The sequence below is a fragment of the Sinorhizobium prairiense genome (assembly GCF_029201645.2).
Taxonomy (GTDB): domain Bacteria; phylum Pseudomonadota; class Alphaproteobacteria; order Rhizobiales; family Rhizobiaceae; genus Sinorhizobium; species Sinorhizobium meliloti_A.
In genome coordinates, this window is record NZ_CP104133.1 from 809,782 (window position 1) to 830,564 (window position 20,783).

Annotated in this window: 21 protein-coding genes and 2 pseudogenes; 11 read left to right on the plus strand and 12 right to left on the minus strand. The window is 63.3% G+C overall.

Annotated features, from left to right (window positions below; translation table 11 throughout):
* Positions 1-24 precede the first annotated feature (24 nt).
* From N0Q91_RS27105 to N0Q91_RS27115, 3 genes are all read left to right on the plus strand, one after another.
* The gene (locus N0Q91_RS27105; RefSeq protein ID WP_275599699.1) at positions 25-1,053 is read left to right on the plus strand and encodes a trans-3-hydroxy-L-proline dehydratase; all 1,029 of its coding nucleotides are present in this window, start codon (positions 25-27) and stop codon (positions 1,051-1,053) included.
* A gap of 84 nt (positions 1,054-1,137) precedes the next feature.
* The gene (locus N0Q91_RS27110; RefSeq protein ID WP_275599700.1) at positions 1,138-1,569 is read left to right on the plus strand and encodes an OsmC family protein; all 432 of its coding nucleotides are present in this window, start codon (positions 1,138-1,140) and stop codon (positions 1,567-1,569) included.
* Between the two features lie 333 nt (positions 1,570-1,902).
* Positions 1,903-3,111, plus strand: coding sequence for an MFS transporter (locus N0Q91_RS27115; protein ID WP_275599701.1), 1,209 nt, complete (start codon positions 1,903-1,905; stop codon positions 3,109-3,111).
* A gap of 72 nt (positions 3,112-3,183) precedes the next feature.
* Here the strand turns inward: N0Q91_RS27115 and N0Q91_RS27120 are convergent, their stop codons facing one another.
* The 4 genes from N0Q91_RS27120 to N0Q91_RS27135 form a co-directional block, all read right to left on the minus strand.
* A complete protein-coding gene (locus tag N0Q91_RS27120) occupies positions 3,184-3,369 on the minus strand; it encodes a hypothetical protein (protein WP_015243438.1) in 186 nt (61 codons plus the stop codon).
* Between the two features lie 58 nt (positions 3,370-3,427).
* Positions 3,428-3,610, minus strand: coding sequence for a hypothetical protein (locus tag N0Q91_RS27125; RefSeq protein ID WP_275599702.1), 183 nt, complete (start codon positions 3,608-3,610; stop codon positions 3,428-3,430).
* Positions 3,611-3,624: 14 nt separating this feature from the next.
* Entirely contained in the window at positions 3,625-3,810 is a 186-nt protein-coding gene (locus N0Q91_RS27130) for a hypothetical protein (RefSeq protein ID WP_100672497.1), read from the minus strand.
* A 180-nt stretch (positions 3,811-3,990) separates the two neighbouring features.
* Positions 3,991-4,851 carry a beta-keto acid cleavage family enzyme gene (locus tag N0Q91_RS27135; RefSeq protein WP_275599703.1) on the minus strand — a complete coding sequence of 287 codons (861 nt, stop codon included), beginning with the start codon at positions 4,849-4,851 and terminating at the stop codon, positions 3,991-3,993.
* Between the two features lie 92 nt (positions 4,852-4,943).
* Between N0Q91_RS27135 and N0Q91_RS27140 the strand changes: the two genes are divergently transcribed.
* From N0Q91_RS27140 to N0Q91_RS27170, 7 genes and pseudogenes are all read left to right on the plus strand, one after another.
* A complete protein-coding gene (locus N0Q91_RS27140; protein ID WP_275599704.1) occupies positions 4,944-5,834 on the plus strand; it encodes a MurR/RpiR family transcriptional regulator in 891 nt (296 codons plus the stop codon).
* The gene (locus tag N0Q91_RS27145) at positions 5,831-7,174 is read left to right on the plus strand and encodes an aspartate aminotransferase family protein (RefSeq protein WP_275599705.1); all 1,344 of its coding nucleotides are present in this window, start codon (positions 5,831-5,833) and stop codon (positions 7,172-7,174) included. The genes N0Q91_RS27140 and N0Q91_RS27145 overlap by 4 nt, the downstream gene beginning before the upstream one ends.
* Positions 7,175-7,404: 230 nt before the next feature.
* The gene (gene glnH / locus N0Q91_RS27150; protein WP_275599706.1) at positions 7,405-8,151 is read left to right on the plus strand and encodes a glutamine ABC transporter substrate-binding protein GlnH; all 747 of its coding nucleotides are present in this window, start codon (positions 7,405-7,407) and stop codon (positions 8,149-8,151) included.
* Between the two features lie 161 nt (positions 8,152-8,312).
* Positions 8,313-8,969, plus strand: a complete 657-nt coding sequence (glnP, locus tag N0Q91_RS27155; protein ID WP_275599707.1) for a glutamine ABC transporter permease GlnP — start codon at positions 8,313-8,315, stop codon at positions 8,967-8,969.
* On the plus strand, positions 8,966-9,694 hold the full coding sequence (gene glnQ / locus N0Q91_RS27160; RefSeq protein WP_018097980.1) for a glutamine ABC transporter ATP-binding protein GlnQ: 729 nt from the start codon (positions 8,966-8,968) through the stop codon (positions 9,692-9,694). The genes glnP and glnQ overlap by 4 nt, the downstream gene beginning before the upstream one ends.
* Positions 9,684-10,730: a C45 family autoproteolytic acyltransferase/hydrolase gene (locus N0Q91_RS27165; RefSeq protein WP_275599708.1), complete on the plus strand. Its 1,047-nt coding sequence runs from the start codon at positions 9,684-9,686 to the stop codon at positions 10,728-10,730. The genes glnQ and N0Q91_RS27165 overlap by 11 nt, the downstream gene beginning before the upstream one ends.
* A gap of 8 nt (positions 10,731-10,738) precedes the next feature.
* Positions 10,739-11,664 (plus strand): annotated as a pseudogene (locus N0Q91_RS27170) (MurR/RpiR family transcriptional regulator).
* Positions 11,665-11,727: 63 nt separating this feature from the next.
* Here N0Q91_RS27170 and N0Q91_RS27175 read toward each other — a convergent pair.
* The 8 genes and pseudogenes from N0Q91_RS27175 to N0Q91_RS27210 form a co-directional block, all read right to left on the minus strand.
* On the minus strand, positions 11,728-12,306 hold the full coding sequence (locus N0Q91_RS27175) for a peroxidase-related enzyme (protein WP_100672490.1): 579 nt from the start codon (positions 12,304-12,306) through the stop codon (positions 11,728-11,730).
* A 1-nt stretch (position 12,307) separates the two neighbouring features.
* Positions 12,308-12,811: a CMD domain protein gene (locus N0Q91_RS27180; RefSeq protein WP_018097976.1), complete on the minus strand. Its 504-nt coding sequence runs from the start codon at positions 12,809-12,811 to the stop codon at positions 12,308-12,310.
* A gap of 37 nt (positions 12,812-12,848) precedes the next feature.
* Positions 12,849-14,315: an NAD(P)-binding domain-containing protein gene (locus tag N0Q91_RS27185; RefSeq protein WP_275599709.1), complete on the minus strand. Its 1,467-nt coding sequence runs from the start codon at positions 14,313-14,315 to the stop codon at positions 12,849-12,851.
* Between the two features lie 79 nt (positions 14,316-14,394).
* Positions 14,395-15,464: pseudogene (locus N0Q91_RS27190) on the minus strand (ABC transporter ATP-binding protein).
* Positions 15,465-15,466: 2 nt separating this feature from the next.
* Positions 15,467-16,258 (minus strand): ABC transporter permease, encoded by a 792-nt coding sequence (locus N0Q91_RS27195; protein ID WP_100672486.1) that lies wholly within the window; start codon positions 16,256-16,258, stop codon positions 15,467-15,469.
* Positions 16,259-16,268: 10 nt separating this feature from the next.
* Positions 16,269-17,252, minus strand: a complete 984-nt coding sequence (locus tag N0Q91_RS27200; RefSeq protein WP_275599711.1) for an ABC transporter permease — start codon at positions 17,250-17,252, stop codon at positions 16,269-16,271.
* An 85-nt stretch (positions 17,253-17,337) separates the two neighbouring features.
* Positions 17,338-18,438 carry an extracellular solute-binding protein gene (locus N0Q91_RS27205; protein ID WP_275599712.1) on the minus strand — a complete coding sequence of 367 codons (1,101 nt, stop codon included), beginning with the start codon at positions 18,436-18,438 and terminating at the stop codon, positions 17,338-17,340.
* Between the two features lie 79 nt (positions 18,439-18,517).
* Positions 18,518-19,495 carry a LysR family transcriptional regulator gene (locus tag N0Q91_RS27210; RefSeq protein WP_275599713.1) on the minus strand — a complete coding sequence of 326 codons (978 nt, stop codon included), beginning with the start codon at positions 19,493-19,495 and terminating at the stop codon, positions 18,518-18,520.
* A gap of 202 nt (positions 19,496-19,697) precedes the next feature.
* Between N0Q91_RS27210 and N0Q91_RS27215 the strand changes: the two genes are divergently transcribed.
* Positions 19,698-20,777 (plus strand): NAD/NADP-dependent octopine/nopaline dehydrogenase family protein, encoded by a 1,080-nt coding sequence (locus tag N0Q91_RS27215; protein ID WP_275599714.1) that lies wholly within the window; start codon positions 19,698-19,700, stop codon positions 20,775-20,777.
* The last annotated feature ends 6 nt before the right edge of the window (positions 20,778-20,783 follow it).

The following is a 20,783-nucleotide window of genomic DNA, read 5'->3' on the forward strand; positions in this document are numbered from 1 at the left end:
GGTTTTTGAAACGAGGAGTTCGCGATGCGCAGCACCAAGACCATTCATGTCATTTCCGCCCATGCCGAGGGCGAAGTGGGCGACGTGATCGTCGGCGGTGTCGCGCCTCCGCCGGGCGAAACGATCTGGGAACAGAGCCGCTGGATCGCCCGCGATCAGACCCTGCGCAACTTCGTCCTGAACGAGCCGCGCGGCGGCGTCTTCCGCCATGTCAATCTCCTGGTGCCGCCGAAGCATCCGGACGCGGATGCCGCTTTCGTCATCATGGAGCCGGAAGATACGCCGCCCATGTCCGGCTCCAACTCGATCTGCGTCTCCACCGTGCTGCTCGACAGCGGCATCCTGCCGATGAAGGAGCCGGTGACGGAGATCACGCTCGAGGCGCCCGGCGGTCTCGTTCGCGTGCGCGCGGAGTGCCGTGACGGCAAGGCCGAACGCATCTTCGTCGAGAACCTGCCGAGCTTTGCCGAGCGGCTGGACGCGAAGCTGGAGGTCGAGGGGCTCGGGACCCTCACAGTCGACACCGCCTATGGCGGCGACAGCTTCGTAATCGTGGATGCTGCCGCAATGGGCTTCGCCCTGAAGCCGGACGAGGCGCACGACATCGCCCGGCTTGGCGTCAGGATCACCAACGCGGCAAATGCCCAGTTCGGTTTCCATCATCCGGAAAACCCCGACTGGCGGCATTTCTCCTTCTGCCTCTTTGCCGGCCCCGTGGAACGCACGGCGGAAGGCCTGCGGGCGGGTGCTGCGGTTGCGATCCAGCCCGGCAAAGTCGACCGCTCTCCGACCGGCACGGCGCTCTCGGCACGCATGGCCGTGCTGCATGCCCGAGGCCGGATGGGGCTCTCGGACCGGCTGACGGCCGTTTCGCTGATCGGCTCCACCTTCTCCGGCCGCATCATTGGCACCACCGAAGTCGGCGGCCGGCCGGCCGTGCTGCCGGAAATCTCGGGCCGCGCCTGGATTACCGGCACCCATCAGCACATGCTCGACCCGTCGGACCCGTGGCCCGAGGGCTACCGGCTGACCGACACCTGGGGTGCGCGCTGAGCGAATTGGCGCGCGGGTGGAAATCGGCAGCGTTTTGCGTCATTGGAACGAAGATGAACGCATCGCGACAGGAAGGAGAATCGGATGAAAGCACGCATCAAATGGGTCGAAGGCAGGACCTTCGTCGGAGAATCCGGAAGCGGCCACAAGGTCGTGCTCGGCACGGCCGCCGGCCCGGATAGCCCGAAACCGGGGCCGAGCCCCATGGAAATGGTGCTTATCGGCACCGGCGGCTGCTCGGCTTTCGATGTCGTCCACATCCTCGAGAAGGGCCGCGAGGCCGTCGAGGATTGCGTGGTCGAGATGGATGCCGATCGGGCGGATCAGGACCCGCGCGTCTTCACCCGCATCCACATGCATTTCATCGTCAAGGGCCGTGGTCTGGCCGCCAAGAAGGTCGAGCGCGCGGTGGCCCTCTCCATCGAAAAATATTGCTCCGCATCCGCGATGCTCGCAAAGACGGCGACCATCACGCATGATTTCGAGGTCGTCGACACGTCGAACACGGTGGCCTGATCGGGCGCCTCCGCCCCTCATCCGCCGGGAGACGGAACAAGCGGGTCGCTCCTCGCATCTCATCGGTCTTGAACCTTGCCGCGAGTCCCTTCGTCCCGCTTGCGGGGAGAGGCGGGCTTCGGGAATTCCGCTGAGCGCCACATGGTTCAACCGCATCCAGCGCAAAGCAGCCTGAAAATTTTCCACTCCCATGTCGGCGCCTTTGGGCGCCGTTCGTCCTATCGTATGCGCGGCACAGCCGCGAACGGGAGAATGCCCTTGATTTGATCGGCAATCCGGGCGTGGACTGAAAAAGAATGCCGCGCCGGATTGCCCTGAGCGGAGACACGAGAAATGATCGATGCGCATTATCGCTGGGTGATCGTTGCTGCCGGCGGCCTGCTCGGCTGCATTGCAATCGGTGCCATGTTTTCATTGCCGGTTTTCCTTGTGCCCATCTCGCGGGATACCGGATGGTCCGTGACCGGCATATCGAGTGCCATGACGGTGGGTTTCATCGCAATGGCCCTGGCAAGTATGGTCTGGGGGAGCGCTTCGGACCGCTGGGGCCCGCGCCCGGTCGTGCTGGTCGGTTCCGCGCTCCTTGCGGCGAGCCTTGCGCTTTCCAGCCTTGCGCCAACGCTGATCGCATTCCAACTCCTCTTCGGGGTGATCGTCGGAGGTGCCTGCGCGGCGATATTCGCGCCGATGATGGCTTGCGTGACAGGCTGGTTCGATACGCATCGCAGCCTTGCCGTATCTCTTGTATCGGCCGGCATGGGAATGGCGCCCATGACCATGTCGCCGTTGGCCGGGTGGCTGGTTACGATCTACGACTGGCGGACATCGCTGCAGATCATAGCCGCCCTTGCCGCCGTCACGATGATTCCGGCTGCGTTGCTCCTGCGCCGCCCGCCTGTCCTCGAAGGTCGCAATGCCGTCTCTGCAAGTGAGGGGCAGCCGGACATGTCCCTTGGACAGGCGCTGAGGTCGCCGCAATTCGTCATATTGCTGCTGACGAACTTCTTTTGCTGCGCCACTCATTCGGGGCCGATATTTCACACCGTGAGCTACGCCGTGAGCTGCGGGATCCCGATGATGGCCGCTGTTTCCATCTACAGCCTCGAGGGTCTGGCGGGAATGGGCGGCCGTGTCGCCTTCGGTATCCTCGGAGACCGCTACGGCGCCAAGCGCATTCTGGTATCGGGACTGCTGCTGCAGGCCTTCGGTGCGCTCGCCTATTTCTTCGTGCGCGACCTCGGCGCCTTCTACGCGGTGGCTGCCGTGTTCGGCTTCATCTATGCGGGCGTCATGCCGCTTTACGCCGTGATCGCCCGCGAGAATTTCCCGCTGCGCATGATGGGCACCGTCATCGGCGGCACGGCAATGGCCGGCAGTCTCGGCATGGCGATCGGCCCGGTTGCCGGGGGGCTGATCTACGACGTTTTTGCCAGCTACGGCTGGCTCTATATCGGTGCCTGGGGTCTCGGCATCGGTGCTTTCCTGATCGCACTGACCTTCAAGCCCTTCCCCAGGGAACGGCCGGAACTGGCTGCCGCCTGAGGCAATCGCGAGGAAAATCGTGCCACGGTTTTCCTCGTCGCCCTGTCGGAATGAGCCGATCGGCTTCAGGCTTTACTGCGTACCGGGACGGTCAAGCTGCAGCGAAAGCTGCACGCCGCGCTTGAGGGGCGGGAGCGGTATACCGACCTGAATCCGTCCGAAGGTTTTTCTGCGCCACTCCTGTTCGCGTTCCCGCCGGCGTCTTGCCTGGGCGACGGCGGCCATAGCGCGCTCGATCACTTCCTCTGCATGGGTCATGAGGGACTCTCCAGAATGTTCACGTTATGTTCTCATCACGATTCCTGAAAGTCAAGCCTCACCGGGGAAGCACGTCGGTCCGAGGCGGTTCCTTTTCGTCGGGCGGATTCTGCGTGTCGTCCTCGGGCCCCTTATCGGGCTGGGGCTCGTTCGGCGGCGGATCGGGAATGCCGAGTGGCGGAACCGGGTTCGGCGGAATTATTCCCGGCCCGGGGCCGGGACCGACAGGATCGGACGTCATTGAAGGTCTCCCACTCATCGAGGTGCCGGCGCGTCGGCGATCGGCGGTGTGTAGACGACCGTTCCGGTTTCACCTTCCAGCATGGCGCCGCCGATCGCCAGATAGGCGAAGATGGCGCATATCGCGAGCAGTATGAGACCTATCGGAAATGCCGCTGTGGCGCGCCTTTCGGGCATGTTGCGATCTTCATGGGTCAACATGGTGCACTCCCATACGGCTGCCTGCTTCGGTAAATCCGGCGATCAGGATCAAAGCAAGCAGCACTTCAAGTGTTGCAGGCGCCCTTGCGCGCCGGATAAGGCGCGAGGCGCTGTCATCATGGGAGAACGAAACCGGCGTTCACCGGTTCCAAAAGGCGGGCGACGGAAAATGGGCGCGCGTCAGCCTTTCGGCATACCCGCAGAACCGATGCGGGTAAGCATCTGTGCGAGCGCCGGCCCCTGGAGCAACGGGACCGACAGCGGCAGCAGCGCAGCCGCAACCGTGCGGACGAGGTCGGCGTTGGAGCCGGCGGCCGCTCCTTCCGGAAGCCAGAGATTGTTTTCGAAGCCGACGCGGACATGGCCGCCGAGGAGTGCTGCGGCTGTGACGCAGGCCGCTTCGTGGCGTCCGAAGGCACAGACGCTCCAATGGGTGTAGGCGGGCATGTCCGGCGCCAGAAAGGGCAGCAGATCACCGGGGACGGACCTTTGCCCCGGCGTATAACGACCGAGTACGTAAAGCACGGGAATATCGTCGCGGGAAAGCAGACCTCGTCGCCGCATGCCGTCCAATCGCACCGCCTCCTCCGGATCGTAGAGGATGATCTGCGGCGAAACCTTCTCCCGGGCAGCCCACGACAGAAGATCCGCAAAGGCAGCCTCGTGCGTTTCGTCCGGGACCAATTCTCTGAGCGCCAGAGACACGGCCTCGGGCCGGACCGCCTTGACGACTGCGATCTGCTCGGCCGGCGAGTAGATGCCCAGCGCCTCGCTGGTGATCTGAATCACCATGCGATCGCCCACGGCAGCCCGGATCGCTGCGATCGCGGCGCGGTAGGCGTCGGCATCGAGAAGATGGCTTCCGTCGTCCTTGCGCACGTGGACGTGGATCATCGCCGCGCCGGCATCGAGGCAGTCGCGTGCGGTAAGCGCGAGTTCTTTCGGGGTCAGGGGTATGGCGGGATGGTCGGCCTTCGTCCGGCGCCCGCCATTCGGCGCGACCGCGATCGAAATCCCCTGCAAAGCATCGCCAGCGTTCATGTGGGCACCATCGAGCTATGATTTTCGCAAATCATAAAATTGCACACTGAAACATTCGTTGCAATGGTCGCGGGATCGTTGTTAAATGAAGCATGGACAAGGGGCCGCTCAGCGACGCGATCATCACTGCATTCGACGGGCTTTCGTCGCAATTGCGGACGGCGGCCCGCTATATCGTCGACCATCCCCGCGACGTCGCTCTTCTCTCCATGCGCGAGCAGGCGCGCCAGGCGGGGGTGCAGCCCGCGACGATGACCCGCCTTGCCAAGCAGCTCGGTTTCGATGGTTACGATGCCATCCGCGAACGCTATGCCGAGGCGCTGCGGGAGGGTGATGCAGGATTTGCCGGAAAGGCCGGCGAGCAGGCCCGAAGCCAGAAGCTCAGGGGCGACCATGCGCTCGCAGCCGATATGCTGAGCGCCATCGGCACGCAGATTTCGCGGCTGGCAGAACCGGCGGTGCTCGATCGCATCGTTGCAGCGGCAAAGCGGATTGCCGATGCCCGGCGGGTCTATTGCCTCGGGCTGCGCTCGAGCCACGCGGTCGCCTGGCAGTTCCACTATACCCTTTCGCTGGTCGGCGAAAAATCCGTGATGCTGGAGGGCATCGGCGGCACCGGCGCGGATGCCGTCGCCCGTGCCACGAGTGCAGACGTGCTGCTCGTGGCCAGCGTTCTTCCCTATACACGGGCGACGATCGAACTTGCCGAATATGCTCGGGACAACGGCGTACCGGTCGTCGCGGTGACCGACAGCGAAGTGGCGCCGCTTGCGCAGATCGCCGAGACGATCATCGTGGTGCCGACCGAAAGTCCTTCCTTCCTGCACGCCATGTCGCCGGCCTTCGCCGTCGCCGAAGTGCTCGGCGCGCTCATCGCAGGCCGGGGCGGCGAAGCCACGCTCGCGGCTCTGAAACGCTTCGACGGACAGCTCGCGGCGCTGAACACTCATCTCCAATCCCGCAACTCCAAGAGAGCGCCATGACCCATCTTCTCCACCGCGCCATCCATGCGAAACTGCCGGTCGCCGTCCGCGGCGAAGGCATCCGGCTCTTCGATGCCGAGGGCAAGGCTTATATCGACGCCTCCGGGGGAGCCGCCGTCTCCTGCCTCGGTCACGCTCATCCGGATGTGCTCGGCGCCCTCCATGCGCAGCTCGACCGTATGGCCTATGCCCATACCGGCTTCTTCACCACCGAGGCCGCGGAACGGCTTGCCGACCGGCTTGTTGCCGATGCACCTGACGGGCTCGATCACGTCTATCTGGTGAGCGGCGGATCGGAAGCCGTCGAGGCGGCGCTGAAGATGGCTCGGCAATACTTCGTGGAGAAGGGCGAGCCGCAACGCCGCCACATCATCGCCCGGCGTCAAAGCTATCACGGCAATACGCTTGGCGCATTGGCGGCCGGGGGCAACGAGTGGCGGCGCGCTCAATTCCGGCCGTTGCTCGTCGAAACCCACCACATTGATCCATGCTTCGCCTACCGGCTGCAGCAAGCCGGCGAGAGCGATGCGGACTATGCCGCGCGTGCCGCGGCCCAACTCGAGGCCAAGATCCTCGACCTGGGCTCCGATCAGGTGATCGCCTTCGTCGCCGAGACGGTGGTGGGCGCCACGGCCGGTGCGGTGCCGCCCGTCGCGGACTATTTGAAGCGCGTTCGGGCGATCTGCGACAAATACGGAGTGCTGCTGATCCTCGACGAAGTGATGTGCGGCATGGGCCGGACCGGGACTCTGCATGCCTGCGAACAGGACGGCGTCATCCCGGATCTGATGACCATCGCCAAGGGGCTCGGCGGCGGCTATCAGCCCGTCGGCGCGGTTCTGCTGTCCTCCGCAATCTTCCGGGCATTTGCCGAGGGGTCGGGCTTCTTCCAGCACGGCCATACCTATATGGGCCATCCGATGGCCGCGGCGGCCGGCCTTGCCGTGCAGGACGTCATCCGCCGCGACGGGCTGCTCGAGAACGTCGTATCGATGGGCGACTATCTCGAAAGATGCCTGGTCGAGCGGCTCGGCAATCACCATCACGTCGGCGACATTCGCGGCCGCGGCCTCTTCCGTGCCGTCGAGCTTGTCGCAGACAGGACGACGAAGTCGCCTTTCGATCCCGGCCTGAAGCTCAATGCCCGGATCAAGAAGGAAGCCATGGCACGGGGTCTGATGGTCTATCCGATGGGCGGCACGATCGACGGGCAACGCGGCGATCATGTCCTCCTGGCGCCCCCCTTCATCCTTGGACGGGAGGACGTCGATCAGATCGTGGAGCGCCTGGGCGATGCCGTGGATGCGGCCATTGCCTCGCTCACTGAAGCTGCCGGTTAGGGCAAGCGGACCAAAGCTATAATGCGCCCTCTGGTCGGCAGGCCAGAGGGGCACTGCTTTCGCAGACCTCGCAACAGGCCACTGTTCGCTGCATTTTTTCAGCGTGACGCTAAACAGATCCGGATGGTGCAAATTTTCATGGCGACAAAGCATAAAAAGCATTCTATATTTGCACACTGGCGCCGGCGGCAAAACGCTGATGCCCGAATGCAAAACAGGGGAACGCCATCATGAGAAACAGACTTCGCCATTTCTTCGCGGGCTTTTTCGCCGCGGCACTCTCGCTCTCCGGCCCGGCAGCTGCCGAAGACCTGGTCGTAGCCACCGACACGGCCTTCGTGCCTTTCGAGTTCAAGCAGGGCGACAAATATGTCGGTTTCGACATCGATCTCTGGGACGCGATCGCGAGCGAGATCGGGGTTACCTACACGCTGCAGCCGATGGATTTCAACGGCATCATCCCGGCGCTGCAGACGAAGCAGGTCGATGCCGCCCTCGCCGGCATCACCATCAAGGACGAACGCAAGAAGGTGATCGACTTCTCTGATGGCTATTATGACAGCGGATTCATGCTGATGGTGCCCGCCGACAGCGCCATTGCCGGTTCGTCGGACCTCAAGGGTAAGACGCTGGCCGTTAAGACCGGCACGTCGGCCACCGACTATGCGAAGGAGAACTTCACGGAGACCGAGCTTCGCCAGTTCCCGAACATCGACAACGCCTATCTGGAACTGCAGACGGGCCGCGTCGACGCCGCGATGCACGACACGCCGAACGTCCTCTATTACGTGGCGACTGCCGGCGGCGGCAAGGTCAAGGCGGTGGGCGAACAGATGATGGCGCACCAATACGGCATCGGCTTCCCGAAAGGCAGCGAACTCGTCGCCAAGGTCAATGAGGCGCTCGCCAAGTTGAAGGCCGATGGCCGTTACGCCGAAATCTACAAGAAATGGTTCGGCGTCGAGCCGAAGAGCTGAGTCTCTTGCATCGAGGCGGGCCGGATCGATCCAGCACGCCCGCCGGAATGGCGAGAGCACTTCCAGAAAGCCGCGGCGGCTGCCACTGCAGCCGCCCATAATCTCTATCGGTAGCGTCGCCATCGCCGCAGGGGCAGATCGCGATGCAGCGGAGCAATTCAATGGAATTCGATTGGTCTGTGGTCGTGGAGGCCATGCCCGCTCTCCTGGGTGGTGCACGGCTGACCATTCTGATAGCACTGGCGGGCCTCGTCGGCGGCCTGGTCGTCGGTGTCGTCGCCGGCTTCATGCGTGCCTATGGCAACGCTATCCTGAACGCCGTCGCCTTTGCCTATGTCGAGGTGATCAGGGGCACGCCGATCGTCGTGCAGGTGATGTTCATCTACTTCGCCCTGCCGCTGCTCGCGGATTTTCGCGTCAATCCGATGACCGCGGCGGTGACGGCGATCGTTGTCAATGCGGGCGCCTATATTGCCGAGATCGTTCGCGGCTCGCTGCTCTCGGTGAACAAGGGACTGAAGGAAGCGGGGCTGGCGCTCGGCTTACCGGTCTGGAAGGTGCTCGCCTACATTGTCGGCCCGATCGCCTTCCGGCGAATGATCCCGCCGCTTGGCAACCAGTTCATCGTCAGCCTCAAGGACACATCGCTATTCATCGTCATCGGTGTCGGCGAGCTGACCCGCCAGGGGCAGGAAATCATGGCGGCGAATTTCCGCGCAGTCGAGATCTGGTCCGCCGTCGCCGTTCTCTACCTCATCATGACGAGCACGCTGACCCTGATCCTGCGCGTGACGGAAAAGAGGATGCGCATCCTATGAGCATTGTGGAATTCAGGAACGTCACCAAGGCATTCGGCAACGTAACCGTGCTCAAGGAAGTCGACCTCAACATCGAGGCCGGTGAGGTCGTGGTGCTCATCGGCCCTTCGGGCTCAGGCAAGTCGACCCTTCTGCGCTGCATCAATGCACTCGAGGAGATCGATGGGGGCGACCTCGTGGTCGACGGCATCAGCGTGCGCGAAGGGCGCTCCAAGGTGAGACTCATCCGGCAGGAAGCCGGCATGGTGTTTCAGCAATTCAACCTTTTCCCACAGATGACGGCGCTCGCGAACGTCGCTTTCGGGCCGCGGCGCGTGCGTGGCGTCGGCAAGGCCGAGGCGATCGGGCAAGCCCGCGAGCTGCTTGCCAAAGTAGGTTTGGCCGACCGCGGCCATCACTATCCCTCCGAGCTCTCCGGGGGCCAGCAGCAGCGCGTCGCCATCGCCCGCGCGCTGGCCGTCAAGCCGAAACTCATGCTCTTCGACGAGCCGACCTCAGCGCTCGACCCCGAACTGCGCCATGAGGTTCTGCGGGTGATGCAATCGCTTGCGGAGGAGGGCATGACGATGATCGTCGTCACGCATGAGATCGCCTTTGCACGCCAGGTAGGCTCCCGGCTGATCTTCATGGAGGGCGGCAAGATTTCCGTCGACGGCGATCCGACCGAACTTCTCGATAATCCCGAAAATCCGCGTCTTCGTGAGTTTCTCCAGCATGTCCATTGAGGTTTCAAGCAGCCTGCCCCTGGTCGAGATCGACGGATCGCCCTTCGAGGTCGGCGTTGCGCTTGGCCGCCATGGCCGCGACATCGTCCACCGCCATCTGATCAGGACACACGGCTGGGCGAGTGTCATCGCCTTCGCCGGCCATGAACGCATCGTCGCGGCGAGGGCACTGGTCGAAGCACACTTTCCCCGCTATTTCGAGGAACTGCACGGTCTCGCAAAAGGCCTCGAACTGCCCTTTGACGAGGTCTTTGCTTGGAACTGCCGCGGCGATATCCGGGCGATCGCCCCCGACGGATGCACCACCGTCATGCTGCCCGGCCAGAGGCTCACGCTGGCTCATAACGAAGACGGAGATCCGGGCCTTCGTCCGGGCTGCGCCATTGTCCGTATCGCTTCCGCAGGGGGCCGCGCCTTCTTCGGCTTCGTCTATCCCGGTTCGCTTCCGGGGCATACATTCGCGCTCAACGATGCCGGGCTCGCCATGGCCGTCAACAATATCCGCTCGCGCCAGACAGGACCAGGAATGCCGCGCATGGTCCTCTGCCGCGCCGTGCTCGATTGCGGCACGGTCCGCGAGGCACTCGACATGCTGCGCAGTTCGCAGCGCGCCGCCGCCTTCCATATTTCCCTGGCGCAGCCCGGAAATCGGGGCATAGCCAGCGTCGAGTTTACCCATTCGGCCTGTTCGGTCCGGCAGGTCGATGCGCCCGAAGTGCACGCCAACCATCTGATTCACGACGGCACGCGCGAAGAGCGCCAGCGCGTCACCGCCTCCTCCCGTTCCAGACAGGAACGTGGAGAGGAAATTCTGGCCGGCGGCATGACCGGCGTCGAACCTCTTGCGGTCCTTTGGGACCGGCAGCGCACGGCCCTGCCGATCTATCGCGAGCAGCCTGACGATCCGGACGGCGAGAACACGCTGGCGACGGCGGTCTTTCGCGTCGACATGGACAGAATCGCCTGCGAGATCTACGACAGGGCGCATGCCGCACCGCTCTTTCGCTTCGAGGAAAGGCGGTCGCTGCTCGATTGAGGTTCACGATGGCACCGCCCACCGATCCCCCGGCGTCGTACCGTCCAGGCACGATCGAGGAACTGCGCGACCTGACGCTCAGGATCAGGCGCAAGGAAATCGACCTCGCTCTCGGCAGCAAGGCGCTCGACGTGCTGGCACGCCTGGTCGATACGCCCGAACAGACGGCGGTGCGCAGCATATCCGAGCTCGCCGACGGCCAGGGCGTTAACGCCTCGACGCTTACCAGGCTTGCCAAGCGGCTCGGTTATGCCGGCTTCAGCGATTTCCAGAGCGTCTTCCGCCAGGCGATCGCCGATGACGAGCGCTACTTCTACAGCCGCCAGGCTGGCCGTCTGATGTCGGTCACGCGCGGCGAGCGGGAAGAGGTCCATGTCCTCGAACGCATCGGCCAGGAGACGAAGGCGAATATCGACGGCTTTCTGGGTCAGACGGATGCCGAGACGCTGAAGCGGGCGGCGGCGTTGCTCGCGACCGCGCCGCGTGTGCGCGTGCACGGGGTACGCCAGTTCCATGCTTTCGCGAGCTTTATGGTCTACGGCCTCGGAATGTTGCGCAGCGACGTCGCTTTGCTGGACGCACCGCGTCTCGGCGAGGCGGAGGCGCTGTCGCAGCTTTCTCCCGGAGACCTGGTTCTGGTCGCGAGCTGCGCGCCCTATACCCGCAGCGTGGCGGAAGTGGCCGCGGTGGCAGAAAAAGCCGGACTGGAGGTGATCGCAGTAACGGACAGCCGTTCTTCGCCGCTCGTTCCCCCGCCCGGCACGCCTTCTTCATCCCGCACGCCAGCAGTTTCTTCAGCAACAGCATGGGAGCCTATATCGTCTTTTGCGAAGGGCTACTCAATCTCGTGGCTCGCGAATTGGGCGAACGCGCCATCGCTGCCCTTGCCGCGCGGGAGAGGCTGATCGGAGAAATGGGCATCGAAACCGGTTGATTCGGAACGAAGGCCGGCGCTGAAGGCTTCTACGCCACACGCAGGTGGCAACCGCCCAACGTCTCACTCCTTCAGATGCGGTTCGCCGAGCGTATGCATCAGGCGGTTCGCCCAGCCGAAGATTGCGATCGAATGGATCAGGTCGAGGATCTCCAGATCGTCGAGCCCGATCTCGCGCAGGTGGTAGAACTGGTAGACGCCGACATTGTCCGGGTGCGCCGTCAGATCCACGCCGAAATTGAAGAGCGCCTGCTCGAAATCCGGCAGGTCGGCGTCGAGGCCGCTTCTGTAGATTTCGTCCACCACCTCCGGCCGCTTTTCCAGCTGGATGTAGCGGTTGGCATGCACCGAGGCGCAGTAGATGCAGCGGTTGACGAAGGAAGCTGCCAGCGCGCCGATTTCGCGCCCGCCGCGCGAGAGCCCGCCTTCGCTGTACATGATGTCGTTGAAGAGCGGCGTACGTTCGGCGAGCATCTCGGCGTCGTTGGCCAGAACCAGGACATAGTTCGAAACCTTGGTGTTCGAGGGCGTCACTTTCAGAGCGTCGAGCTGCTCCGGCGTCGCCTCGTCGAGCTTCACTGGCTTGACGTAGGGCTGCCAATCGAGCGGCTCCAGGGTGAATTCGTGTACGGCTTCCGACATGTCAGTTGTCCCTCAGCATCTTGAGGCCGGCCACGACCAGCACCTGATAGTTCACGAAGGCGATGAGACCTGCGAGGGTTACGATATCGCGGTCGTCGAGACCGACGGCGTAGAGCGCTTCGATATTCGCGCGCGTCGCTTCCTTCGGCTTGAGCGTCACCAGATCGACATGCGCAAGCATCGTTGCGAGCCGCTTGTCGCCCTCGGGCCTGAAGGACGGATCGGCGATCGATCGAAGGTCGGGTGTCGATCCCTTCTCCTCGAGCTGCGCCTTGTAATGGGCCTGGAGTTCTGCCGCTTTCCAGAGGCCGGCGATGCGCGCCGCGAGAGCCGCCCTCATGGCGTAGGAGAAATTACCTGGTTCGGCGGGGAGAAGCGCCGCGTCATGACTGGTTTGCGTGAAATGCTTGAGCTTTTCGCGCCGCTCGCGCAGCGCCTGAACGGGCGAGGAGGGATCCAGGCCGAGCACGGCGTCGATCACATCTGTTTTCGGGGAAACGGTCATCGTAATCCTTCAGCTTGGGCAATCGTCATCGAGAAATTCAAGCAGTTTTGTGTGCCGGCTGCGGCGCGTCCGCGTCGGTCCATTCGGAGCCGTCGAGTTCGGGCTTCTCATAGGCGAGCAGGGCTTTCCAGTGGTAGTCGATGTCGCGGATGAAGAGCGAGGCGGCGACCCCGCGTGCCAGCCAGAGCGCGCCCTCGCTGATTGCCGGAATGTCGCCGCTCACCTTGCCGATGCTTATCGAGGCACCATAGTTGAAGCAGTGGATGTCCTTGAGCCATGACGCGGTGCCGGGCTCCTTCTCGGTGAAGGCGAAATCGTCATCGAGCCAGGGGAAACGGCCAAGGTCTGAATTCTCTTCTCCGGCCGGCGGCGTGTAGCGGTCCTCCCAGCAGGCGATCCGGTCCTGATAGGGTGCGAGCTCGTCGCGGCTGAGCGGATCGACCGTGAACCCGGTTCCGAGGATGACGAAATCGGTCCGGAAGACGCGGCCCTTCGTGGTGGTGATCAGCACTTCGCCGCCTTCCTCCCGCATCGAGCCGATGGCGCAATCGAAGTGGAAGAAGGCGTTGGGATGGCGGCTGACGCGCAGCGTCGAATTGTGCGGCGCCGGCGTCTGCTGCTTGACGGAATAGTCCATGATCCGCCAGCGCCACTCCGGATCGATTTTGGCAAACCCCGCCGTTACCCCGTAGGAGCCGATGCCCATCAGCTTGTTGACGGTCGGCATCTCCTTGCGGCGCGCGAGCAGGCGGACCTCGCCCGCGCCGGACTCCAGCGCCTCGGCCGCATTGTCGACAGCGGATGCGCCGACACCGATGACGACGACGCGCTTTCCCTTGAGTGCCTCGAAATCGATGTCGTCGGCGGAGTGAGCCCAGGACGCGTGGCGCTTCATGCCTTTGACGAAAGCCGGAACGACCGGCTCGCCAAGGCCTTCGCGGCCCGTGGCCAGAACCAGCTTGCGCGTGACGATGGAAGGCTTTCCGCCGCCGGCGATCTCCAGCTCCAGGAGACCGTCCTCGCGAGGGCGGACGCGGGTGACATGCGTGTCGTTCTCGACGGGAATGGACAAAACCCCGCGGTACCATTTCAGATAGTCCATCCACATCGGGCGGGGAATGCGGAACAGCGTTTCCCACGCCGCTTCACCGAAGCAGGCGGTGTACCAGGCGCGGAAGGTGAGCGAGGCCATGCCGAGCGCCGGGCCCAGCAGGTTCTTCGGCGACCGCAGGGTTTCCATGCGCGCAAAGGTGACCCAGGGGCCCTCCTGGCCCTCGGGGGCACGGTCGAGGATGCGCAGATTGGCGATGCCTGCCCGGGTCAGGGCAAGCCAGGCGACCATGCCGCACATGCCGCCGCCGATGATGACGACATCGCTCACCGGCTGTCCGTCAGCCGTCGTGACCGGCTTCGACCAGTTGGCAGGCGGGTAGTTGAGATAGTCCAGGTCCTGTTTGACCCTCGCATTCAGTTCCGCGAGCCGCCCATGCTGTTCATTCGTCATAATAGCCTTTGCTCCTGAAATCCGCTTTCGGGGCCGCCGCTGCCGGCGGCCCCCTGAAAGACTGCGCCAATCAGGCGCGTCAGTCGGCAAGAACGACCGCGTCGCGCTCGCGCCAGCCGAGCCACACCTCGTCCGTCCCGATGTGCGAAAGCGCTACCGGATCGAGCTGCAAGGCCAGCTCCGCGCCATTTTCGAGTTGCACGGTCAGGGACGTATGGGCGCCCTTGAAGACGCGCTGAACGATGCGCCCCTTCAGGGCAAACCGGTCCTTCGGCTGTTCCGCCACGCAGTAGAGGGCCTCGGGACGAAGCGCGACGGTCACGCCGGTGCCGGCCGCCGGCTTCGTCCCGTTGAGGTCGGCGTGGATGATGCTTCCGTTCCAGTCGATGGCCGCGGTCGTGCCGTCGTCGGAAAGCAGCTTGCCTTCGAGGAAATTGCTCTGGCCGATGAAGTTGGCGACGAAGCGGCTGCGCGGCCGGGAATAGAGCTCGTTCGGGCCGCCCATCTGCTCGATCCTGCCTTTGTTCATCACCACGATGACGTCGGACATGGTCAGCGCCTCCTCCTGATCGTGGGTGACGAAGATGAAGGTCTTGCCGGTGGTCCGCTGGATGGTTTTCAGCTCGATCTGCATCTGCTGGCGCAGCTTCGCATCGAGCGCCGAAAGGGGCTCGTCGAGCAGGAGCACGTTCGGGTCTGGGGCGAGCGCGCGCATCAGCGCGACGCGCTGGCGCTGGCCGCCCGAAAGCTGGTCGGGCATGCGGTCGGCGAAATCCTGGAGCTTGACGAGGGCCAGCAGCTCCATGGTCCGTTTGTGGATCGCGTCCGAAGCCAGTCCTTTCAATTCCAGTCCGAAGGCGATGTTGCGTCCGACGTTGAGGTGCGGAAAGAGCGCATAGTCCTGAAAGACGATGTTGACGTTGCGTCTGTTCGGCGGCAGATGCGAGATCGGCTCGCCTTCGAGATAGATCTCCCCGACGAGGGTTGCTCGAAACCGCCGAGCATCCTGAGCGTCGTAGACTTGCCGCAACCGGAGGGGCCGAGCAGCGTCACGAATTGTCCCGGCTCTACGGCGAGGTCCAGGCCATCGACCGCAGGCAATCCGCCGTAATATTTGTTGACGTTTTTGAAGTGGACCACAGGCTGCATCGTCAGTTCCTTGAACGGCGGGTGAGGTGCTCGGCGTAAACGCCGACAGCGGCTGTCACGACCAGCACGATCGTCGCCATGGCGTTGATCTCCGGCGACATGCCGCCCTGTACCTTCGCGAAGATGAGCATCGGGAGCGTGGGCTTGTAGCCGCCGAGGAAGAAGGTGCGGACGAAGTCGTCGATACTGGTGAGCACGCAGAAGATCATGCCGCCGAGAAGTGCCGGCATCAGGTACGGGATCGTGACCCTGAGGAAGGCCACGAACCGATCGGCGCCGAGATCGCGGGCTGCGTCGACCAGATTGGCCGGCATGGAACGCAGCCGCGTGAGCACCATGATCACCACGAAGGGCACGGCATGGACTGCATGTGACAGGATGATCGCCGCCGTGCCGGTCGGGATGTCGACGGTGCGGATGAATATCCGCATTGAGATTGCGTTGATCAGGCCCGGAACGACCGCCGGCAGGCAGGCGAGTGCGAAGATGATGGCCTTGCCCCAGATACCTTCGGTCGAGACCAGAAGAGCGATCCAGACGCCGATGACGGTCGCCGCGGCAGTGGTCGCCAGCGCAATCCCGACCGAATAGAGCGAGGCTTCGATGAATTGCTTGTCCTGCAACACCTGGGCATACCAGTTGAGCGTCCAGTCCGTGATCGGAAAGGCGACGAAGCTCGCATCCTTGAAGCTCATGGCCGTCATCAGCGCCAGCGGCAGCAGGAGATAGACCGCAAACAGCCAGTAGGCGGCACCGAGGGCGGTTTTCGGGAGATCGGCGAAGTATGGTCGCATCGTGGCCTCCTTACATCAGCCGGACGGAACGGCCGCCGATCACCCGCATGAACAGGCCGACCGTCGACAGCGAAACCGCGAGCAGCAGCATGGCGAAGGCGGCGCCTTCGGGCCATTTGTCGTTCGAGGAGTGGAAGAGCGTCGCGATCACCTCGGGGAAGATGACCGTATTCGGGCCGCCGAGCAGGAGCGGTGCCGCGAAGACCCCGACGGAGGTGAGATAGACGAGGCTGCAGCCGGAGACGATGCCGTCCTTCGACAAGGGCAGGATCACGCGGCGGAAGCGCTGGAACGGGCCGGCACCGAGGTCGGCCGCCGCATGAATGAGCGGTGTCGGTATCTTCTCGATGGCCGAATAGAGCGGCAGCAACATGTAGAGCGCCAGCAGATAGATGACGCCGAAGCTCAGCGAGAACGACGTGTAGAGCATCGGGATCGGCCGGTCGATGAAGCCGAGTTCGCGTAGCGCTACGTTGACCGCGCCGCGATTGGCGAGAAGCATGATGACCGAAAAGGTGCGGATCAGTTCTCCAGCCCAAAAGGGGATGAGCAGGAGCAGCAACGCGCGCATGCGGTTCTTCGGCTGAACGATTTTCGCGACGTAGTAAGCGACCGGATAAACGATCACCAGGGTCGAGATCGTGACGACGGCCGCGAAGATGAGGCTGCGGATGAAGGGCATGAAATAGAGCTGGTCGGAGAAGAACAGCTCGTAATTGGCCAGCGTATAGGCGGGGCCTCCGTCCGGTGCCTGCGGGTAGTCCGTCATGAAGCTGATCCGCCCCATCTGGAAGATCGGGTCGATGTGCAGCGCCGCGATCCAGAAGAGAGGGACGCCGGCAAGCAGCGCCAAGCGGGCACGGCGGCTGTCCGCAAGGCGTCCGATGGTGTGGCGATAAAGACCCGAACCGACGGCCTTGCCGATCCATCCGGCATAACGGGGCACCCGTAAAGAACCGGCGGATCGGGCTTGCATTGTGGTCGTATCTACCATTGTCGTCGTTCCAGGCTCATGAAATGCTCTTTCTCGCGGCCGATCCCAAGGGGACCGGCCGCGTCGGATGGGCCTCGGCGATCGATCAGGCGGCCTTGATCTCGGCGACCGCCTTGTCGACCATCTCGTTTTTCATGTCGCGGTTGACGGAGCTGAAGAACTGGATGCGCTCGGTCTGCTCCTGCGGCAGGGTCATTGCAGCACGCTCCTTGTCGTTCAGCACCTTGTCCACGCCGTCGAATGCGGAGGCGAAGCCCGACTGCCGGCTCATCGCCGCGCCGATCTCCGGAGACGAGAGGATGGCGTCGAGGAAGGTATAGGCCGCATCCGTATTCGGGCCGTTCTTCACCACGTTGAAGGAGTAGAGGAAACCATAGGTCCCCTCCTTCGGAACCGATATTTCGATCGGATGTCCGTCCATGATCAGCTTCGCCGCGGGGCCGGACCAGCTATGGGCGACATAGATGTCCTCGTTGACGAACATCTGCTGAACTTCGGAGCCGGCGTCGTAGTATTTGCGAACCATGTCCTTGTTCTGGATCAGGTAGTCGCGCGCCTTGTTGGTTGCGGCCTGCGCCTCCTCCGGCTTGCCTTCATAGGTGACGAAGTCGCCGTCATTGCCCTGATAGCGCATGGTAATCTGGAGGAAGTCGGAAATGATGTAGGACGTCAGGCCCTTGTATTCCTGATCGAACATGATGGCCCAGCTGTCGGAGGCCTTGGTATAATCCGTGTTGCGGGCGAGGCCCTCGAAGCCGGCCAAAAGCGGCACCCCGAAGACCGAACCGTCGACGGTAAGCTGCGGTGCGCCCTTGTAGGCGGAGGCGAGCTTGTCCCAGTTCTTCAGCCGGCCGGTGTCGAGCGGCGTGAGCAGCTTGGACCCGATGAATTGCGACAGACGATGGCCGGTGACCGTGACGATATCCGTCGAGGGCGTCTCGCCTTCGGCCGACAGCACGTTGTACTGCTTGCCCTGGTCGTCTGTCAGGCGAATGCGCACTTCAATACCCGTATCCTTCTGAAACTGGTCGATAAAGGATTGCGGAACGAACTTGTCATAGGTGGTGATGTTCACGACCTTGGACTGGGCAAATGCCGGGCGAATGATTGCCGGCGCTGCCAGGACGCCCGTGCCAGCGGCCAGAAGCTTCAGCGTGGAGCGGCGGGTTGCGGTGAAGTCTTTCATGTCATTCTCCTCTTTTGGTTCTCAGTTTCGTTGTTATGAATTGGATACTTCCCGGCATTTGGCAGGGCGGTTTCGCGGGCTAGCGTGCGTCGGTCTGGTCTCCTCCCAAGATCATATCGGCGACGCGATTGACGTTGCGCGGGTCGTGAGCGGTAAATCCCGGGATGTGAGCGGAAGCAATCTGTATGATCGCCTGAATCAGTTCGCGCGAGCTGTCGGATAACGGACGCGCGGCGGCCGAAAAGATCGCCCACGGGAAAGGAATGTCGACGTCGAGCGGACGGACCGCGACATTGGCCAGCTTCAAACCGTAGGCTGTCGCAGGCTCGATGATCGCCACGCCGAGCCCCGTCGATGCGATCTGTACCGCATTGACCGAAACGCTGGTCGCGATGATCCTGGCCGGGCGGATATTCGCTGCCTCCAACGCTATGTCCACGCGGTGGCGCAGGCGGAACGGATTGGCCATCGTGATAATGTTGCGTCCGGCAAGATCTGCGATCGAAATCACCTCGCAGGCGGCAAGAGGATCACCTTCCGCCACGGCGGCAACGCAAGGTCCCTGAAACACCCCGTGCACTTCCAGTCCCGGCTGGTCGGCCGGCAGAGACGTGACGCAGAAATCTGCCGTGCGGGCCAATACCGATTGCACCGCCGCCTCCGCCGGCAGGCTGCGCAGATGGATTTTTCGCGGCAGCAGCTTTTCCGGCAACGCCGCAAGCGCCAAGGGGATGATGCCGCTGGCGAAAGCTGGGATCGCCACGATCTCGATCGGCTGCGGCTCCTTTTCCGCGATCGTCCTTGCCCGCTCCCGCAAATGGCCGATGCCGCTCAGGAAGCGCTCGGCTTCCGCGTGGAAGGCGATCCCCTTTTCGCTCGGTGCGATCTTCGGACCGTTGCGGTCGAAGAGCGCGAAGCCGACGGAGGTTTCGAGGTCCTGGATGAGGCGCGTGACCTGGGACTGGGAGCGATCGAGCAGCCGGGCGGCGGCGGTGATGCTGCCGGTGGACATCACCGCAAGAAAGGCCTCGAGTTCCCGTATCTCCATCACGATCATGCGCCCAGTGCATTATAGCTGTCTCATACTGCATAAAACGTATCTTAAGCGCCAGTGACAAAGGACAATTTTTCGTTTCGGTGCTATCCAGTGAAAAATCTCCGGTTTCCCGCTGGATGCTTCGCGAAGAGCGGTGTTGGGCGACCTTGAAGGGCAAGGCGGCAAAGCACGTCGCTATTTGAGAAAGGAAGACAGAACTACGATGCGTATTGGTATTCTCGGCGCCGGGGCGATCGCCTTCGGCATGGCGGCTTTCCTGGCAAAAGCCGGTCATCACCCCGTTCTGTGGTCTCCTTCGGGGGCGCGCACGCGCAAACTGGCGGAAGGGGAGCCGCTGACGGCGACAGGCGCCGTCGAGTTTTCCGGTCCGGTGGCGGTTGCCCGTGACGCAAGCGAGGCGGTCGCCGACGTCGACGCGGTCATCGTTGCGCTGCCCGCCAATGGTCATCGCGTGGCGTTCGATGCGGCGCTGCCGCACCTGAAGTCCGCCCAGCCCCTGATCGTCAGCTCGCACAGCTCCTTCGGCGCGCTCTATCTTTCGAAGCGGCTGGCCGAACGGGGCGTTTCCCTGCCCATCATCGTCTGGGGCACGACCCTTCTGACCGGCCGCCAGCAGCCGGACGGCGCAAGCGTTTCCGTCAATACCGTCCGCCAGAAAATCGACGTCGCCACCTTGCCGAAGGCTGCCGCAGCCGAGGGGAAGGCGCTGTGCACGGAACTCTTCGGCGACCGCTTCGTCGAGCGCGACGGGCTTCTGGCCATCTCGCTTTCCAACCTCAACCCGCAGAACCACCTGGGCATCGCGCTTCTCAACCTGACCCGCATGGAGAAGGGCGAGAAATGGGGACAGGGCGAGCATGTGACGCCGGCCGTCGGACAATTGATCGAAGCGCTCGACGCGGAGCGGCTGAAGATCGCCGAAACCTTCGGTCTGTCGGTCAGAACCGTACGCGAACATTTCTCCCTGTCTTTCCATGTGCCGATGGGCACGGTCTCGGACATGAACCAGCAGATGCACACCGAAGGACGGGGCGGTTTCGGCCCGGCGACAGCCGACAGCCGGTACATCTACGAGGACGTGCCCTTCGGGCTCGTCCCCACCAGTCTGCTTGGAAGGATCGCCGGCCAGCCCGCTGTTCTGCACGAAGCGGGAACGAGCCTGTTTTCCGCTGCCATGAACCGCAACCTCGCGGCCGATAACGACCTGTTGCCGGAGCTTGCGCTCGACAGTTTCTCGCCCGCCGCTCTCAGAGAGCTTTGCGACCAGGGTTTCACGGCCTGACGCCGA

Excerpts from the sequence above, each read along its gene's own strand:
- N0Q91_RS27195 (WP_100672486.1), bottom strand. The coding sequence starts at position 16,258 with ATGCGACCATACTTCGCCGATCTCCCGAAAACCGCCCTCGGTGCCGCC.
- N0Q91_RS27135 (WP_275599703.1), bottom strand. The coding sequence starts at position 4,851 with ATGAACGCTGGCGATGCTTTGCAGGGGATTTCGATCGCGGTCGCGCCG.
- N0Q91_RS27215 (WP_275599714.1), top strand. The coding sequence starts at position 19,698 with ATGCGTATTGGTATTCTCGGCGCCGGGGCGATCGCCTTCGGCATGGCG.
- glnP (WP_275599707.1), top strand. The coding sequence starts at position 8,313 with ATGGAATTCGATTGGTCTGTGGTCGTGGAGGCCATGCCCGCTCTCCTG.
- N0Q91_RS27145 (WP_275599705.1), top strand. The coding sequence starts at position 5,831 with ATGACCCATCTTCTCCACCGCGCCATCCATGCGAAACTGCCGGTCGCC.
- N0Q91_RS27210 (WP_275599713.1), bottom strand. The coding sequence starts at position 19,495 with ATGATCGTGATGGAGATACGGGAACTCGAGGCCTTTCTTGCGGTGATG.
- N0Q91_RS27120 (WP_015243438.1), bottom strand. The coding sequence starts at position 3,369 with ATGACCCATGCAGAGGAAGTGATCGAGCGCGCTATGGCCGCCGTCGCC.
- N0Q91_RS27125 (WP_275599702.1), bottom strand. The coding sequence starts at position 3,610 with ATGACGTCCGATCCTGTCGGTCCCGGCCCCGGGCCGGGAATAATTCCG.
- N0Q91_RS27140 (WP_275599704.1), top strand. The coding sequence starts at position 4,944 with ATGGACAAGGGGCCGCTCAGCGACGCGATCATCACTGCATTCGACGGG.
- N0Q91_RS27110 (WP_275599700.1), top strand. The coding sequence starts at position 1,138 with ATGAAAGCACGCATCAAATGGGTCGAAGGCAGGACCTTCGTCGGAGAA.
- N0Q91_RS27130 (WP_100672497.1), bottom strand. The coding sequence starts at position 3,810 with ATGTTGACCCATGAAGATCGCAACATGCCCGAAAGGCGCGCCACAGCG.
- N0Q91_RS27180 (WP_018097976.1), bottom strand. The coding sequence starts at position 12,811 with ATGACCGTTTCCCCGAAAACAGATGTGATCGACGCCGTGCTCGGCCTG.
- N0Q91_RS27185 (WP_275599709.1), bottom strand. The coding sequence starts at position 14,315 with ATGACGAATGAACAGCATGGGCGGCTCGCGGAACTGAATGCGAGGGTC.
- N0Q91_RS27165 (WP_275599708.1), top strand. The coding sequence starts at position 9,684 with ATGTCCATTGAGGTTTCAAGCAGCCTGCCCCTGGTCGAGATCGACGGA.
- N0Q91_RS27115 (WP_275599701.1), top strand. The coding sequence starts at position 1,903 with ATGATCGATGCGCATTATCGCTGGGTGATCGTTGCTGCCGGCGGCCTG.
- N0Q91_RS27175 (WP_100672490.1), bottom strand. The coding sequence starts at position 12,306 with ATGTCGGAAGCCGTACACGAATTCACCCTGGAGCCGCTCGATTGGCAG.
- glnQ (WP_018097980.1), top strand. The coding sequence starts at position 8,966 with ATGAGCATTGTGGAATTCAGGAACGTCACCAAGGCATTCGGCAACGTA.
- N0Q91_RS27205 (WP_275599712.1), bottom strand. The coding sequence starts at position 18,438 with ATGAAAGACTTCACCGCAACCCGCCGCTCCACGCTGAAGCTTCTGGCC.
- N0Q91_RS27105 (WP_275599699.1), top strand. The coding sequence starts at position 25 with ATGCGCAGCACCAAGACCATTCATGTCATTTCCGCCCATGCCGAGGGC.
- glnH (WP_275599706.1), top strand. The coding sequence starts at position 7,405 with ATGAGAAACAGACTTCGCCATTTCTTCGCGGGCTTTTTCGCCGCGGCA.
- N0Q91_RS27200 (WP_275599711.1), bottom strand. The coding sequence starts at position 17,252 with ATGGTAGATACGACCACAATGCAAGCCCGATCCGCCGGTTCTTTACGG.